At 74.5% G+C, this 15,870-nt stretch carries 12 protein-coding genes; 2 read left to right on the top strand and 10 right to left on the bottom strand.

Translation table 11 applies throughout. The features are described from left to right. Nucleotides 1-118 precede the first annotated feature (118 nt). Together gdhA and K353_RS23790 are read right to left on the bottom strand one after the other, a co-directional pair. Entirely contained in the window at nucleotides 119-1,498 is a 1,380-nt protein-coding gene (gene gdhA, locus K353_RS23785) for an NADP-specific glutamate dehydrogenase (RefSeq protein ID WP_111555577.1), read from the bottom strand. Between the two features lie 361 nt (nucleotides 1,499-1,859). Beyond that, the gene (locus K353_RS23790; protein ID WP_233533785.1) at nucleotides 1,860-3,569 is read right to left on the bottom strand and encodes a glycoside hydrolase family 13 protein; all 1,710 of its coding nucleotides are present in this window, start codon (nucleotides 3,567-3,569) and stop codon (nucleotides 1,860-1,862) included. A gap of 305 nt (nucleotides 3,570-3,874) precedes the next feature. Here K353_RS23790 and K353_RS23795 point away from each other — a divergent pair, with 305 nt between their 5' ends. Further along, nucleotides 3,875-4,378: a PadR family transcriptional regulator gene (locus K353_RS23795; protein ID WP_111555578.1), complete on the top strand. Its 504-nt coding sequence runs from the start codon at nucleotides 3,875-3,877 to the stop codon at nucleotides 4,376-4,378. 140 nt (nucleotides 4,379-4,518) lie between these two features. On the opposite strand, the gene K353_RS23800 is transcribed toward K353_RS23795, so the two are convergent. Then, nucleotides 4,519-6,378: an arabinofuranosidase catalytic domain-containing protein gene (locus K353_RS23800; RefSeq protein ID WP_111555579.1), complete on the bottom strand. Its 1,860-nt coding sequence runs from the start codon at nucleotides 6,376-6,378 to the stop codon at nucleotides 4,519-4,521. A 201-nt stretch (nucleotides 6,379-6,579) separates the two neighbouring features. On the opposite strand from K353_RS23800, the gene K353_RS23805 reads away from it, so the two are divergent. Beyond that, complete coding sequence (locus tag K353_RS23805; protein WP_111555602.1) at nucleotides 6,580-7,617, top strand: LacI family DNA-binding transcriptional regulator; 1,038 nt, start codon at nucleotides 6,580-6,582, stop codon at nucleotides 7,615-7,617. 38 nt (nucleotides 7,618-7,655) lie between these two features. Here K353_RS23805 and K353_RS23810 read toward each other — a convergent pair whose 3' ends face one another. The 7 genes from K353_RS23810 to K353_RS23840 all read right to left on the bottom strand — a co-directional run. Then, entirely contained in the window at nucleotides 7,656-8,696 is a 1,041-nt protein-coding gene (locus K353_RS23810; protein WP_111555603.1) for an aldose epimerase family protein, read from the bottom strand. A 95-nt stretch (nucleotides 8,697-8,791) separates the two neighbouring features. Beyond that, nucleotides 8,792-9,823 carry a LacI family DNA-binding transcriptional regulator gene (locus K353_RS23815; protein ID WP_111555580.1) on the bottom strand — a complete coding sequence of 344 codons (1,032 nt, stop codon included), beginning with the start codon at nucleotides 9,821-9,823 and terminating at the stop codon, nucleotides 8,792-8,794. 68 nt (nucleotides 9,824-9,891) lie between these two features. Then, nucleotides 9,892-10,905 (bottom strand): ABC transporter permease, encoded by a 1,014-nt coding sequence (locus tag K353_RS23820; RefSeq protein WP_111555581.1) that lies wholly within the window; start codon nucleotides 10,903-10,905, stop codon nucleotides 9,892-9,894. Beyond that, the gene (locus K353_RS23825) at nucleotides 10,902-11,867 is read right to left on the bottom strand and encodes an ABC transporter permease (protein ID WP_111555582.1); all 966 of its coding nucleotides are present in this window, start codon (nucleotides 11,865-11,867) and stop codon (nucleotides 10,902-10,904) included. Before K353_RS23825 ends, K353_RS23820 begins: the two co-directional genes overlap by 4 nt. Further along, on the bottom strand, nucleotides 11,864-13,561 hold the full coding sequence (locus K353_RS23830) for a sugar ABC transporter ATP-binding protein (protein WP_111555583.1): 1,698 nt from the start codon (nucleotides 13,559-13,561) through the stop codon (nucleotides 11,864-11,866). Before K353_RS23830 ends, K353_RS23825 begins: the two co-directional genes overlap by 4 nt. 94 nt (nucleotides 13,562-13,655) lie before the next feature. Further along, on the bottom strand, nucleotides 13,656-14,765 hold the full coding sequence (locus K353_RS23835; RefSeq protein WP_111555584.1) for an ABC transporter substrate-binding protein: 1,110 nt from the start codon (nucleotides 14,763-14,765) through the stop codon (nucleotides 13,656-13,658). Between the two features lie 402 nt (nucleotides 14,766-15,167). After that, on the bottom strand, nucleotides 15,168-15,870 hold a 703-nt coding region (locus K353_RS23840), incomplete at its 5' end, for an MFS transporter (RefSeq protein ID WP_146616554.1).

A 15,870-nucleotide genomic window follows, 5' to 3' on the forward strand; every position in this document is an offset into this window, starting at 1 on the left:
CTGCCGCCTGGCCCGGACGGCGAAGCGCCCCGACGACAGAGCGCCCGGACGGCGAAGCGCCCCGACCGCGAAGGGCCCGGACCGCCGTCGCGGTCCGGGCCCGGGGGTCGGCGGGGCGTCAGATCAGGCCCTGGGCGAGCATCGCGTCGGCGACCAGCTCGAAGCCGGCGATGTTCGCGCCCACCACGTAGTTGCCGGGGCTGCCGTACTTCTCCGCGGTGGTGTGGCAGGAGTCGTGGATGTGCTTCATGATCTCGCCGAGGCGGGCCTCGGTGTGCTCGAAGGTCCACGAGTCGCGGGAGGCGTTCTGCTGCATCTCCAGCGCGGAGGTGGCGACGCCGCCGGCGTTGGCGGCCTTGCCGGGGGCGAAGGCCGCGCCGGCCTCCTGGAGGACCCGGACGGCCTCGGGGGTGGTGGGCATGTTGGCGCCCTCGGCGACGGCCTTGACGCCGCCCCGGACCAGGGCGAGGGCGTCCGCCTCGTGCAGCTCGTTCTGGGTGGCGCAGGGCAGCGCCACGTCGCAGGGGACGTTCCACACGCCGGTGCCGGCCACGTACTTCACGTGCGCGCCGCGGGCCTCGGCGTAGTCGGAGACCCGGCCGCGCCGGGTCTCCTTGACCTCCTTGAGCAGGGCCAGGTCGATGCCCTTCTCGTCGACCACGTAGCCGGTCGAGTCGGAGCAGGTGAGCACGGTCGCGCCGAGCTGCCGGGCCTTCTCGATCGCGTAGATCGCCACGTTGCCGGAGCCGGAGACCACCACGCGCTGCCCGTCCAGGCTCTCGCCGCGGGTGCGCAGCATCTCCTCGGTGAACATCACGCAGCCGTAGCCGGTGGCCTCGGTGCGGGCCTGCGCGCCGCCCCAGCCCAGGCCCTTGCCGGTGAGCACGCCGGACTCGTAGCGGTTGGTGATCCGCTTGTACTGGCCGAACAGGTAGCCGATCTCGCGCCCGCCGACGCCGATGTCACCGGCCGGGACGTCGGTGTACTCGCCCAGGTGGCGGTGCAGCTCGGTCATGAAGGACTGGCAGAAGCGCATGATCTCGGCGTCCGAGCGGCCCTTGGGGTCGAAGTCGGCGCCGCCCTTGCCGCCGCCGATCGGCATGCCGGTCAGGGCGTTCTTGAAGATCTGCTCGAAGCCGAGGAACTTGACGATCCCGAGGTTGACCGAGGGGTGGAAGCGCAGCCCGCCCTTGTACGGGCCGAGGGCGCTGGAGAACTCCACCCGGAAGCCGCGGTTGACGTGGATGCCGCCCCGGTCGTCGGACCACGGCACCCGGAAGATCAGCTGGCGCTCGGGTTCGCAGACCCGCTCGACGATCCGGGCGTCGACCAGCTCGGGGCGCCGGAGCAGCACCGGGCCGAGGGTGTCGAGGACCTCGCGGACCGCCTGGTGGAACTCGTTCTCGCCCTGGTTGCGGCGCAGGACTTCCTGGTACAGCGGCTCGATCAGACGGGCGCCGGTGTCGGTGGACGCGGCGGTGGTGGGGGTGGCCGGCATGCGGGCACAACCTTCCGTGGATCGGATGGCGCACGAGGGCGCTCCCGTCCCGGGGGCGCCCCTGGTCCTCCTCGCCGTCGAGGACCGTCGGCGGCGCGCCTGATACGCGTCGGCCGACGGGGTGGGGACCGGTGGTCAGCACCAGTGTCCCAGGGCTGACCTGCGTCCATCGACCGCGCGTCCACGATGTGAACGCTCGAACGGGCCATTTCGGTCACCCGAAAGGTAAAGCCCCGGCCATCGGCGGCCCATTTCCGGCCCAAGCGGCCCCACCTCGACGCCCGGTGTGAATTCGCTGTGGATTTCGGGCGTGTCTGGAAGTCCTCCCCCGGGGGACACGCCTCCGGGGGAGGGCCGGGCGTCAGCGGCGCGGCAGGATCCACCAGGCGGTGGTGGCCGGCGGCAGCACCCCGGCGGCCGGGCACGGGCCGGAGGACAGCAGCGGCTGCCCGGTGACCGGCGCCGGGGCCGCGACGGTGCCGAAGTTGGTCGCCACCAGCAGGCCGTCGCCCCGGGTGAAGGCCAGCACGTTCGGCGGCGTCTCGATCCAGCGCAGCGTCCCCTCGCCCAACTGCGGCAGCAGCCGGCGCAGGTGCAGCGCCTCCCGGTACAGGTGGTACGGCGAGGCGTGGTCGGCCACCGCCCGCTCGGCGGTGTGCCCGGCGAACGAGGCGGGCTGCGGCAGCCAGCTCGGCGCCGAACCCTCCGGGCTGAACCCGTACGGCGCCCGGGCCCCGGCCCACGGCAGCGGGACGCGGCAGCCGTCCCGGATGCCCTTGCGGTTGCCGGTGCGGTGGAAGATCGGGTCGGTGATCACCTCGTCCGGCAGGTCGTCGACCTCCGGCAGGCCCAGCTCCTCGCCCTGGTACAGGTAGGCCGCGCCGGGCAGCGACAGCATCAGCAGCGCGGCGGCCCGGGCCCGCTCGGGGCTGCCGAAGCGGGTCGTGGTGCGGACCTGGTCGTGGTTGTTGAGCACCCAGGTGACGGTCGAGCCGGTCGCGGTGATGTCCCGCACCGCCGCGTCGATCACCTGGTGGAAGTGCTCGGAGTCCCACGGCGCGTGCAGCAGGTGGAAGAAGAACGCCTGGTGCAGCTCGTCCCCGCGCACGTACATGGCCTGCTCGGCCGGGGTCGGCACGGACGCCTCGCCGACCAGCAGCCGCTGCCGCCCGTCCAGCGCCGTGTACTCCTCGCAGATCGCCCGCCAGGAGCGCCACACCTCGTGCACCTCCGGCTGGTTCCAGGCCAGCGGGTTGACCGAGTCGCGGGTGCGCTCGTCCGCCTCCGGGTCCGGGGAGTCCGGCAGCTCGGGGTGCTTGAACAGGCCCGCCGCCACGTCGATCCGGAAGCCGTCCACGCCCCGGTCCAGCCAGAACCGCAGCACCTTCTCGAACTCGACGGGCACCTCCGGGTTGCGCCAGTTCAGGTCCGGCTGCTCGGGGGTGAACATGTGCAGGTACCACTGGCCGGGGGCGCCGTCCGGCTCGGTGATCCGGGACCAGGCGGGGCCGCCGAACATCGCCCGCCAGTTGTTCGGCGGCAGCCCGCCGTCCGGGCCGCGGCCGTCCGCGAAGTGGAACCGGGCCCGGGACGCGGAGCCCGGGGCGGCGGCCAGCGCCTCCAGGAACCACGGGTGCTCGGCCGAGCAGTGGTTGGGCACGGTGTCCAGCACCAGGCGCAGGCCCAGCTTCCGGCAGTCCTCGACCAGCAGGTCGAAGTCCTCCAGGGTGCCGAACATCGGGTCGACGCCCTTGTAGTCGGCCACGTCGTAGCCGTGGTCGTGCTGCGGCGACGGGTAGAACGGGTTCAGCCACACCCCGTCCACGCCCAGCCGCTTCAGGTACGGCAGCCGGGCCCGCACGCCCGGCAGGTCGCCGATGCCGTCGCCGTCGGAGTCCTGGAAGCTGCGCACGTACACCTGGTAGATCACCGCGTCGCGCCACCACAGCGCGTCGGGGGCGGCGGCCGCCGCCCGTTCCTCCGGGAGCACTCCGTCCGCGGGGCGGACGGCGGGGGCCTCGACGGCCTGCGCGGGGCGCGGCGGGTCGGCGGGGACGACGGACGTGATCATGCGTCACCTTCACGGGAGCGCGCGAGGGGGGTCGCGCTGACAGGCACGGGCCCGCGGCGGCTGACAACACGTCAGTTCGTCGGGGATACCTAGATGTTAGGTAGAGGTTAAACAGCATGTCCAGGAGCCTGGAGAGGAAGATGTCACCTCTTGGTGCGGCGAGTGCCACCAGTCGGGGCGAATCAGGGCGAATAAGGGGGCGCACAACGGGGTAGACCGTAGCCCAGGAGAGCCGCCCGGCGTACGACCGACGAAGTTCGGCCGCACGGCGCACTCCCTCCACCACCTCGAAGGGAGGCACCCGAGTGCGGCTTCCGCTCCTCGCGCTGCTTGCCACCGGCCCGGCGCACGGCTACCAGCTCCGGCGTGCCCTGGAGTCCACGTTCGGCCCGGCCTACCCGCGCACCAACGACGGGCAGGTCTACGTCACGCTCGGCCGGCTGGAGAAGGCCGGCCTGATTGAGGGACAGGACGTCGCCCAGGACGGCCGCCCGGCCAAGCGGGTCTTCGCGCTCACCGAGGACGGCCGCCGGGTGCTCGCCGACTGGTTCGCCCGTCCGTCGGACGGCGGCAAGGTCCGCGAGGAGTTCTTCCTCAAGCTGGTCCTCGCCCCCCGCACCCGCCTCGCCGACCCGCGCGCCCTGATCGACCTCCAGCGCTCCCACTGCCTGGCCGCCATCCGCGGCCTGCACGCCACCGCCGACCGGTCGCCCGACCACGAGGTCTCCCGGCTGCTGATCGAGGGCGAGGTCCTCCACCTCCAGGCCGAACTCGACTGGCTGGAGCGCTGCCAGCAGGAGTTCACCTGAGGTCCCGCCCCGCCCGCCCCGCCTGACCCGAACGGGCGCGGACGGGCGCGAATGGGCGGGGCCGGCCGTGCGGGTCCTGCGGGGTGCGGCGCCCCCGCAGGACCCCGCCGGTGCGGCGGCCGGCGGTCAGCGGCCGGCGGTCAGCGCAGCGCGAACTTCTGCGCCGCGCTCCCGTTGCAGTCCCACAGCTGCAGGCGGGTGCCGTTGGCCGTGTTGCCGCTCGGGACGTCCAGGCAGCGGCCGGACTGCGGGTTCAGCAGCGAGCCGTCGGCCTGCTGGACCCACTTCTGGCCGCCCACCCCGTTGCAGTCCCACAGCTCGACCTGGCTGCCCGCCGCCGTGCCGTTGCCGTTGACGTCCAGGCAGCGGCCCAGGGTGCGCAGCGAGGTGTCCGCGGCGTGGAACCAGTGCTGGTCGACCGCGTAGGACTGGCAGTTCCACAGCTGCACGGCGGTGCCGTTGACGCCGTTGTCGTCGTTGGCGACGTCCACGCACTGCCCGCCCGGGGCGGCGACCGGAGCGCCCCCGTTGACCGCGAACTTCTGCGCCGCGGCGCCGTTGCAGTCCCACAGTTGCAGCCGGGTGCCGTTGGCGCTGTTCCCGTTGGGCGCGTCCACGCAGCGGCCGGACTGCGGGTTCAGCAGCGAGCCGTCGGCCTGCTGGAACCACTTCTGCGCGCCGCCGCCGTTGCAGTCCCACAGCTCCAGGAGCGTGCCGTTGGCGGTGCCGTTGCCGGTGGCGTCCAGGCAGCGCCCGAGGGTGCCGAGCGAGCCGTCCACGCCGTGCACCCAGTGCTGGTCCTCGGCGTACGTCTGGCAGTTCCACAGCTGCACCCCGGTGCCGTTGGCGCCGGTGTCGTCGGCCGCGACGTCCACGCACTGCCCGCCCGGGCCGGTGACGGTGCCCTGCGGGCCGTTGGGCAGGTCGGTGCGGCCGTTGTAGCCGACCGAGACGACGTTGGCCTGGACGGCGTTCTCGGTGGCGTCGCCCGGGTAGCCGGAGACCATGACGCCCTCGAAGAAGGTGCCGCGGTTCCAGTTCGAGTTGTCGCCGCCGATGCCCAGGATGATGCCGCCCTCCTGCTTCATCGGCCGGTAGCCGGCCCGGCTCGGCAGCGCCCCGTTCCACCAGGTGGTCAGCGCGCCGGACTGCGCGTTGCCGCCCTTGAGCGCGTACGTGGTCTGGCCGTTGTTCTTCAGCACCGCCGTGACGAACGGGCTGCTGTTGCCGAGGTTGGCGGTGTTGGAGCCGTTGTCGCCCTGGAACATGCCGTTCTCCAGGTCGGCCTCGATCCACGGCCCGCTGCCGCTGCACGGCGGGAAGTAGCAGGTGGTGGCGATGGAGACGGCGTCCATGTGGCCGTTGCCGGTGTCGGCGGGCGTGGACTCGGCGTTGCCGTAGTCGAAGCAGCAGTCCGCGCCCACGTGGGTGCCGCTGGCGACCATGTAGACGCCCTCGGGCTGCCCGTTGACGGCCACGCCCGAGGCGACGCCGGTGTAGCGGTAGCCGACGCCGGGCGAGATCCACACGCCGTAGACCTTGTGGCCGCCGGCGGTGACGGCGATCTCGGAGGCGTCGGCGCCCCGGTCGTTGCCCATGCCGGAGGTGCCGGCCGGGCCCGGGGTCAGGTCGTTGTGCCGGGAGGTCTGGTCGTAGATCCGGCTGATCCGGCAGCTGCTGCCGTTGCAGAACCGGTCCTGCGCCTGGGCGTCGGCGTAGCCGCCGGCCGCGAGCAGGCCGATGTCGGTGCTCGCGCCGTCGGAGGCCCGGGTGACGCGGTACAGCGGGCCGTTGTAGGAGGAGAACAGGGCACGGGTGGTGCTGTGCGCGGCGACGCAGGGCGTGCCGCCGGACGCGTACAGGTCGCACGGCAGCGAGCCGGCCGCGTGGCCGACGCCGGGCAGGCCGATCAGCGCGGCGACCAGCAGCGCCAGGGCGGCCGCGGCCGCTCGCGCGCTGCGCCACAACTGCCCGGCGGGCAGCGGGAATCGACGGGACAAGGTGCGCTCCTTCGGGGTGGGGGTGCAAGGGGCGGTACCGGTGCGCGGAACGGGCCCGGGGGCGGCGACCGGCCGCGGGCGCGCGGAGGCTGGCGGTTCATCGGCGACCTTGTATTCTCACGTTGAAACAGCGGCGTCCTGGTGGTGCCGGCCTCGCTCCCTCGCGCACGGTCGGCGGGAGGAGGGGGTGCGGTCTTGTCCGTGCCGAACAACGGAACCGGCGCCGCGGCGCCGCGGTTGAAGGACGTCGCCGAACTGGCCGGCGTCTCCGTCAAGACCGTCTCGAACGTGGTGAACGGGACCACCCCCGTCGCGGAGGCCACCCGGGAACGGGTGCAGCTGGCCATCGACCGGCTCGGCTACCAGCCCAACCTGACGGCCCGCCGGCTGCGCACCGGCCGCAGCGGGGTGATCGCGCTGGCCTTCCCCGAACTGCCCTCGCCGTACTTCGCCGAACTCGCCGTCGAGGTGATCGCGGCGGCCCGCCGGGTCGGCATCACCGTGCTGATGGACGACACCGGCGGCGACCCGGCGGCCGAGCTGCGGATCGCCTCGGGCCTGGGCGGACCGATGATCGACGGAGTCATCCTCAGCCCGCTCGGCCTGGACCGGGCCGCGCTGCTGGCCCGCTCCCGGGAGATCCCGCTGGTCCTGCTCGGCGAGGCCGACTTCGGCCCGGTCGCCGACCGGGTGCACATCGACAACGTGGCCGGCGCCCGGGAGGCGACCCGGCACCTGATCGACGAGGGCTACCGGCGGATCGCCGCGATCGGCTGGCAGGACCCCGCGCCCCGGGCCACCGCCGAACAGCGCCTGGCCGGCTACCGGGAGGCGCTGGCCGACGCCGGCCTGCCGGCCGACCAGGAGCTGCGGCCCCCGGTCCGGGCCTACTTCCGCCCCGACGGCGCCTCGGCGATGCGCCGCCTGCTGCGCCTGCCGCGGCGGCCCGACGCGGTGTTCTGCTTCAACGACCTGCTCGCGCTCGGCGCGCTGCGGGCCGCCCACGAGGCCGGGCTGCGGGTGCCGCAGGACCTCGCGATCGTCGGCTTTGACGACGTCGAGGAGGCCGCGTACGCGATCCCCTCGCTGACCACCGTCGCCCCCGACAAGCGGCTGATCGCCGAACTCGCCGTCCGCTGCCTGGAGGAGCGGATCGAGCGGCGCTACACCGGTCCGGGCCGGCGGATCACGCCGGGCTTCCGGGTGGTGGTCCGGGAGAGCAGCACCCTGGCCCGCTGACCGGCCGCCCGCGACCGCCGGGCCGCGCCGCCGCCCGCTCACGCCGGGCCTCCCGGCGGGGCGGCCAGGTGCGGGAAGCGGAACTCGGTGGTGCTGCGCCGCACCGCGCCGGGGCGCAGCACGGTGTCCGGGTAGTCGGGGCGGTTGGGGGAGTCGGGGAAGTGCTGGGTCTCCAGGCAGACCCCGGCGTGCCGCGGGTGCGGGTCGCCGTCCAGGCCGTTGCCGGTGTAGACCTGGAGCCCGGGCTCGGTGGTCCAGACCTCCATCCGGCGCCCGGTGGCCGGGTCCTCCAGCCGGGCGGCCCGGCGCAGCGCGCCGGGGGCGGGCGGCGGGTCGAGCACCCAGCAGTGGTCGTAGCCGCCGGCGGTGTCCAGCTGCGGGTGCGGGAGGGCGAGCCGGTCGCCGATCGGCTGCGGCTCGCGCAGGTCGAAGGGCGTGCCGGCGGTCGGGGCGGGCGGCCCGGGCAGCGGCACGGCGGTCGGGTCGACCGGCAGGTAGGCGTCGGCGTCGACGGCGAGCCGGTGGTCGAGCACGCTGCCGCCGTCCCGGCCGGAGAGCCGGAAGTAGGCGTGGTGGGTGAGGTTGACGGGGGTGGGGCGGTCGGTGCGGGCGGTCCACTCCAGGCGCAGGGTGCCCGAGCGCTCCAGGGTGTAGACGACGGTGACGCGCAGCCGGCCGGGGAAGCCCATCTCGCCGTCCGGGCTGTCCAGGTCGAGGCGGAGCGCGGCGGCGTCCGGGCCGGGCACGGCGGCGGCCTGCCAGCGGTGGCGGTGGAAGCCGCCCGGCCCGCCGTGCAGGGCGTGGCCGCGGTCGGTGGCGGGCACCCGGTGCGCCCGGCCGTCGAGCCGGAAGCCGCCGTGCGCGATCCGGTTGGCGTAGCGGCCGATCAGCGCGCCCAGGTAGGCGGTGTCGGCGGCGTACCCGGCCGGGTCGGCGCGGCCGAGCACCACCGAGGCGCTCCGGCCCTCCGGGTCGGGGACCTCCAGCCGGTGCAGGATGCCGCCCAGGTCGAGCACCTCGGCGCGGACGCCGGTCCCGGCGTCGAGGGTCCAGCGGTCGACGGGGGTCCCGTCGGGCATGGCGCCGAACGGGCTGCGGGTGACGGACGGGGCACGGGTGGCGGACGGGATCGGCAACGGGAGTCCTCGGGGCCTCGGGGGAAGGGGACGGGGCGTCAGGGGCGGGCGGTGCGGCCGACGGTGGACTCGCGCACCACCAGCGAGTGGCCGGGCAGGATGCGGCGGGGCCGGGCCGGGGGCCGGTCGGGGGCGGCCTCGATCCGGGCGATCAGGCAGTCCACGGCGAGCCGGGCGATCGCGGCCTTGTCGGGGGCGATCGTGGTCAGGGTGACGGCGCCGTAGCCGCCCTCCTCGATGTCGTCGAAGCCCACCACGGCGACCTCCTCGGGCACCCGCACGCCCCGCTCGGCGAGCACCCGCAGCGCCCCCAGGGCGACCAGGTCGTTGTAGGCGAAGACGGCGTCGGGCGGCTCCGGCAGGTCGAGCAGGCGGGTCATCGCGACCGCGCCGTCGAGGCGGTCGTAGCCGTCGGTGGCCACCACCAGGTCGTCCCGGGGGCTGCCGCCGGCCGCCAGGATCTCCTCCCGCCAGCCGCGCAGCCGCAGGTGGGCGGGCTGGAGGCGGCTGTCGCGGCGGGCCCCGACGAAGGCGATCCGGCGCCGCCCCAGGCTGAGCAGGTGGCGCACCGCGAGCCGGGCCGCCGCCACGTTGTCGATCGCGATGTGGTCGAACGGGGCGTCGTACTCGCGCTCGCCGAGCAGCACCAGCGGCGGCCGGGCCGGGCGGCGCAGCAGGTCCTCCGCCTCCAGCCGGATCGGGCTGAGGATCAGCCCGTCGATCAGGTGGCTGCGGAAGCCCTGCGACACCAGGGTCTCCTTGGCGCGCAGCCCGGCGGTGTGGTCCAGCAGGACAGTGTGGCCGTGGTGCGCGGCGGCGTCGATCACCGCCGCGGCGAGGTCCGCGAAGTACGGGTTGCCCAGCTCGGGCACGGCCAGCGCGATGATCCCGCTGCGGCCGGTGCGCAGCTGGCGGGCCGTCGCGTTGGGCCGGTAGCCCAGCTCCTCGATCGCCTGCCGCACCCGGTCCCGGGTGCCCGGTCTGACGTGCGGGTAGTCGTTGACCACGTTGGAGACGGTCTTGACGGACACCCCGGCCCGCATCGCGACGTCCTTGAGGCTCACGCCCACGGCCCTGCCCCCTCGCTCTTCCGGCACTGCCCGATCGGCCCGCTGCGTCCCCGCTCCCGGGGCGGCGCTCATTCGTCGCGGCGCCCGCGGTCGAGCAGCGCCTGGGCCAGCACCACCACGGCCAGGAAGGCGCCGTTGACGGTGTCGGTGACGGCCGAGCCGTACTGCGAGGCCGAGCGGTCGATCAGGTTGTGGATCACCGACAGCAGCAGCACGCCCGCGACGGTGCCGCCGACCGAGCCGCTGCCGCCGGTCAGCAGCGTCCCGCCGATCGCCACCGAGGCGATCGCGGTCAGCTCGTAGCCCACGCCCACGGTGGTGACGCCCGAGCCGAGCCGGGCGCTGCCCAGCGCCCCGGCCGCGCTGGCCAGGGTCGCCGACAGCACGTACACCAGCGCCTTGGTGCGGGCCACCGGCAGGCCCATCAGCCGGGCCGCGTGCTCGTTGCCGCCGATCGCGGTGGTCGCCGCCCCGAACTTCGTCCGGGTCAGCAGCAGCGCGCCCAGGCCGAACAGGACGGCGGAGATCAGCACCGGCGTCCAGGTGCCCTCGCCCAGCGCCCGGAACGCCGAACCGCGCGGCACCAGGTACGTGCTGGTGCCCTCGGAGGTGATCAGCTGCAGCAGCCCGCGCGCCCCGAGCAGGCCCGCCAGCGTCACGATGAACGGGGCCATGCCCGCCCGGGCCACCAGCAGGCCGTGTACGCAGCCCCAGGCCGCGCCCACCGCCAGCGGCAGCAGCACCGCCGCCCAGGTGCCGTGGTGCTGGGCCGCCCAGGCGGCCAGCACCCCGCCGAGCGCGTACATCGACCCCACCGACAGGTCGATGCCGCCGGTGAGGATCACGAAGGTCAGGCCGAGCGCCAGCAGCCAGCCGAAGGCGTTGTTGCCGAGGATCGCGCCCAGGTTGTCGGTGCTCGCGAAGCCGGGCGAGAACACCGCCGCGCCCAGCACCACCAGGACCAGCACGGTCAGCGCGCCCTGCCGGCGGATCCGGCCGGCCAGCCGTTCGGCGGGGGTCTCCGCGGTCGGCCGGCGGCGGGCCGCCGGCTCCGTCCGGGCGGAAGCGGTCGTGGGGCTCATCGGGTACCACGCTCCTGGGAGGCGTACACGGCCAGGCAGATGACGGCCGCTTCGACGATCTTGGTGATCGAGCTGTGCACGTCGTGCTGGGTCAGCACCGCGGTGATCAGCTGCATGAACAGCGCCCCCGCGACGGTGCCGAGCACCCGCACGCTGCCGCCGGCCAGCGGCGTCCCGCCGACCACCACCGCGGTGATCGCGTCCAGTTCGATGTTGCGGCCCTGGTTGGCCGGGTCGGCCTCCGCGCCGTGGCCGATGATCAGCACCCCGGCCACCGCCGCCAGCACCCCCGACAGCAGGTACACCGTCAGCAGCACCCGCCGCACCGGCAGCCCGGCCAGCCGGGCCGCCCGCCGGTTGTCGCCGACCGCGACCAACTGCCGCCCGAACGTGGTCCGGTGCACCAGCACCGCGGTCAGCGCCACGCACCCCGCCGCCAGCCAGGCCGTCCACGGCACGCCCGCGAACGCCTCCGAGCCCAGCCGCAGCAGCGCCGGGTCCGTCACCGGCTTCGCCGACGCCCCGTTGACCAGCGAGGCCACGCCCCGCACCCCGATCATCAGGGCCAGCGTCGCGACGATCGGCTGCACCCGGGTGAACGCCACCATCGCGCCGCCCGCCAGCCCGCTCACCGCGCCCAGCGCCACCGCCGTCACCGCCGCCACCGGCAGCCCCCAGCCGATGTACAGCGGGACCACCGCCGCGGCCAGCGCGATCACCGCGCCCACCGACAGGTCGATGCCCTCGGTGCCGATCACCAGCGCCATCCCCAGCGCCACGAGCAGCGTCGGGGCGACCTGGAACAGCTGGATGCGCACGTTCCCGGCCGACAGGAACCCGCTGTCCAGCACCACCGCCGCCAGGAACAGCACCGCCAGCGCCGCGTACACGCCGTAACGCCGCAGCAGCCGCAGCGCGGGACCGCGCCCGCGCGCCGCACCGGCCAGGGCCAGGGCGCTCATCGGGGACCTCCGTCCGTGTCGTGGATCTCCTTCGCGGGAGCCGTCCCCGCCGGCCCGTCGGGCGCGTCCGGGTCGTGGGCCAGCGCGGCCAGCAGCCCGTCCGCGCTGATCGAGTCGCCGGTCAGCTCCTCCACCACCGCGCCGTCCTTCAGCACCAGCACCCGGTCCGCGCCCGCGATCAGCTCCTCGGCGTCCGAGGAGATCAGCAGCACCCCCAGGCCCTCCGCCGCCAGCTCGTCGATCAGCGCCTGCACCTCGGCCCGGGCGCCGACGTCGATGCCCCGGGTCGGCTCGTCCAGCAGCAGCACCTTCGGGCCCAGGCAGAGCCAGCGCGCCAGCAGCACCTTCTGCTGGTTGCCGCCCGACAGGTCCGACACCTTCTGCTCCGGGCTCGCGGCCTTGATCCGCAGCCGGGTCATGAAGGTCTCGACGATCCGGTCCTGCCGGGCCCGCGACACCAGTCCCGCCCGGGACAGCCGGGGCAGCGCCGCCAGCACGATGTTCTCCCGCACCGACAGGCCCGGCACGATGCCCTCCGCCTTGCGGTCCTCGGGCAGCAGCACCACCCCGGCCCGGATCGCCGCCGCCGGACTGCGCCGGGCCAGCACCCGGCCCGCCACCTCCACCCGCCCGGCGTCCGCGCCCAGCGCGCCCACCACCGCCTTCGCGGTCTCGCTGCGCCCCGAACCCAGCAGGCCGCCGAGCCCCAGCACCTCGCCCCGGTGCAGCGCGAAACCCACGTCGCGGACCTTGTGGCGCACCGTCAGGCCCTCGGCCCGCAGCACCGGCCGCTCCGGTTCGCCGTCCGCCCCGTGGGCCCGCCGGGCGTCGTGGGTGCGGGCGGTGCGGACCCGGGCCGCGACCAGCTCCCGGCCCAGCATCAGCCCCACCAGCTCCCGCCGCCCCAGCCCGGCCAGGTCGCCCGCGTGCACCACCCGGCCGTCCCGCAGCACCGTCACCTCGTCGCAGAGCGCGTACAGCTCGTCCATCCGGTGGCTGACGTACACCACCGCGATGCCCTGCGCCGTCAGCTCCCGGACCACCCCGAACAGGGTGTCCACCTCGCGCGGCTCCAGCGAGGAGGTCGGCTCGTCCATCACCACCACCCGCGCCTCCACCTGCACCGCCCGGGCCAGCGCCACCATCTGCTGGGCACCCAGGCCCAGTTCGCGCAGCGGCCGGGACACCTCGGCGCGCACCCCGTAGCGGGCCAGCAGCCCGGCGGCCTCCCGGTTCATCCGCCGGACGTCCAGCAGGCCCCGGCGGCGCGGCTCCCGGCCGAGGAACAGGTTGCGGGCCACCGACATCATCGGCACCAGGTTGACCTCCTGGTACACCGTCGAGATCCCGGCCCGCTGCGCCTCCAGCGGGGTGCGGAACGCGGCCGGGCGCCCCGCCAGTTCGATCCGCCCGGCGTCCGGGCGGTGGACGCCGGTCAGCACCTTGATCAGGGTCGACTTGCCGGCGCCGTTCTCGCCGACCAGGGCGTGCACCCGGCCGGCCCGCAGCACCAGGTCCACGCCCCGCAGGGCGTGCACGCCCGCGAAGCTCTTGTCGACGCCGGCCGCGGTCAGCACGGTGCCGGTGGGCGCGGGCGCGGGCGCGGGCGCGGGTACGGTCGCGGTCGGGACGGTGCCGGGGCCGGCGGGTACGGGCTCGGCCGCGGTCGGCACCGCGGGGTCCGCCTCGGTCATGGGTCCTCCTCCTCGGGGCGCGGTGGGTGGTCGCGGGCCGCCGCCGGGGCCGCACCGGGCGGGGCGCGGCTCCGGCGGCGACGCGGGGGCGGGATCAGTACACGAGGCCCTGGGCGAGCGCCTGCTGGGCGCTGTCCTTGGTGAAGTGGCCGTCCTTGATGATCACCTTGGGCTGGACGCCGGCCGTCCCGTAGAAGTCCTTCAGGGACTGGAAGGCCAGCGGGCCGAACCGCGGGTTGGTCTCGATGTCCGCGACCAACTGCCCGTCCACCACGCCCTGCACGGCCTGCCGGATGCCGTCGATCGACACGATCCGGATGTCCTTGCCGGGGGTCTTCCCGGCCGAGCGCATCGCCTGGATCGCGCCCAGCGCCATGCCGTCGTTCTCCGCGTACACGGCGTTGATGTCCGGGTGCGCCTGGAGCAGCTGCTCCATCACCTTCTGGCCCTCGGTCTGGTCGAAGTTCGCCGTCTGCGAGGCCACCACCTGCATGTTCGGGTACTTGGCCGCGAGCTGGTCGGTGAAGCCCTTGGTGCGGTCCGCCGACACGTTGTTGCCGGGCGTGCCCTGGAGGATCGCCACGTGCGCCTGCCCGCCGGTCGCGCCCGCCAGGTCGTCCGCGGCGATCTGCGCCTGCCCGTAGAAGTCCGAGCCGATGAAGGCGACGAAGTCGCTGCACGCGCCGCCGGTCACCGTGCGGTCGATGGTCAGCACCGGGATCTTCTTCGCCTTGGCCGCCGCCAGCGCCGGGCCGAGGCCGTCGGAGTTCTCCGGCGCCACGATCAGCACCTGAGCGCCCTGCGCGATCATGTCCTGGATCTGCGCGTTCTGGGCGTTGACGTCGGCGTTCGCGTTGCGCTCGATCAGCTTCACGCCGAGCTTCTTCGCCTCCGCCTCGATGCTGGCGGTCTCCGCAGCCCGGAACGGGTTGCTGGTCGACTCCGACTGCGAGAACCCGACCACGGTCTTCCCGTCGGTCAGGTCCAGCTTCGGCGCGCCGTAGGTGTCGGCCGTACAGCCGGGGCCGCTCGCGCTCGCCGACGGCGAGACCACCTGCTGGGCGGCGGCGCTGTTCGCGCCCGCCGCGGTACTCGTCCCGGAGCCCTGGTCGGAGCCCTGGTTGGTGCAGGCGGACGCCGACGCGCACAGCCCCGCGACGAGCAGTGCGGCGACGGCGGACTTGGCGCGCAGGGTGGGGTTCATACGCCCGATCACATCCTTGACTGCGTGGGGGAGTCACCGGCTACCCGCCGGTTTCCAACGATGTAGAGGGACGATGGGCCATCCTGTCGGACGGTGTCAAGAAGTCGCGCGCCAATTCGCCGACGTCTGATCTCCCGTCAACTCGGCTTTTCGGCGGCTGACCTGCGGAGAGACCGGGGCGGCCGGAAGCGGTGCTGCGCGGAGGCTGGACAGCGCCGCGCCGGGCTGCTCTGATACCGCTGCCCAGGTATTTCCAACGTTGTGAAACGAGGAACCTGACATGGACACCGGTTGTCCCGGCCTCCGGAAACGTCCCCCGGAGACGGAACGGCCCCCGCCGCGGGAGCGCGACGGGGGCCGGGACGGCGTCGGGACCGGCCGGGGGACCGGCCGGCGGGCGGGCTAGCGCACGGGCTCGCCGGCCGGTGCGTCCGCCTGCCCGTCAGCGACCTCGGCGGCCCGGGCGGCGGACCCGTCGGCCTCGGCGGCGGGCTCGGCCCCGTGCTCGTCGGTGTTGTGGGAGTCGGTGAGGGTGAGGGCGCCGAATGCGGTGATGAGGCCGACGACCAGGGCGAGGACGGCGTAGGTGATGCGTTCGCCGTGGAAGAAGGAGTGGACGAGGGGCTGGTCCCAGGTGCCGGCGGGGAGTTGGGTGGTGACCAGGGCGGCGATCAGGGTGCCGACGACGGCGGTGCCGACGCTGCTGCCGACCTCCTGGGCGGTGTCGTTGAGGGCGGTGCCCATCGAGGTGCGGTTCTCGGGCATCTTCTCGACCAGGGCGATGGCGCAGATGGTCATGACGGTGCGCAGGCCGATCGTCATCACCACCATGCAGAGCGCGATGGCGGTGTAGCCGTGCGAGACGCCCCAGGCGAGGCCGGCCAGGGAGGCGGCCAGGCAGGCGGCGCCGACCAGGCAGGCGATGCGGTGGCCGAAGCGCTTGGCGAGCCATTCGGACAGCGGGGTGGCGGCGAGCATGGTGACGATGATGGGCAGGTTGGCGAGGCCGGCCCGCACGGGGCTCCAGCCGTAGGCGTACTGGAAGTGCAGGATCAGGCCGAACATGACGGCGGCCATGGCGATGGCGGTGCCGGTCTGGGCGATG

The organism is Kitasatospora sp. SolWspMP-SS2h (genome assembly GCF_003259315.1).
Taxonomy (GTDB): domain Bacteria; phylum Actinomycetota; class Actinomycetes; order Streptomycetales; family Streptomycetaceae; genus Kitasatospora; species Kitasatospora fiedleri.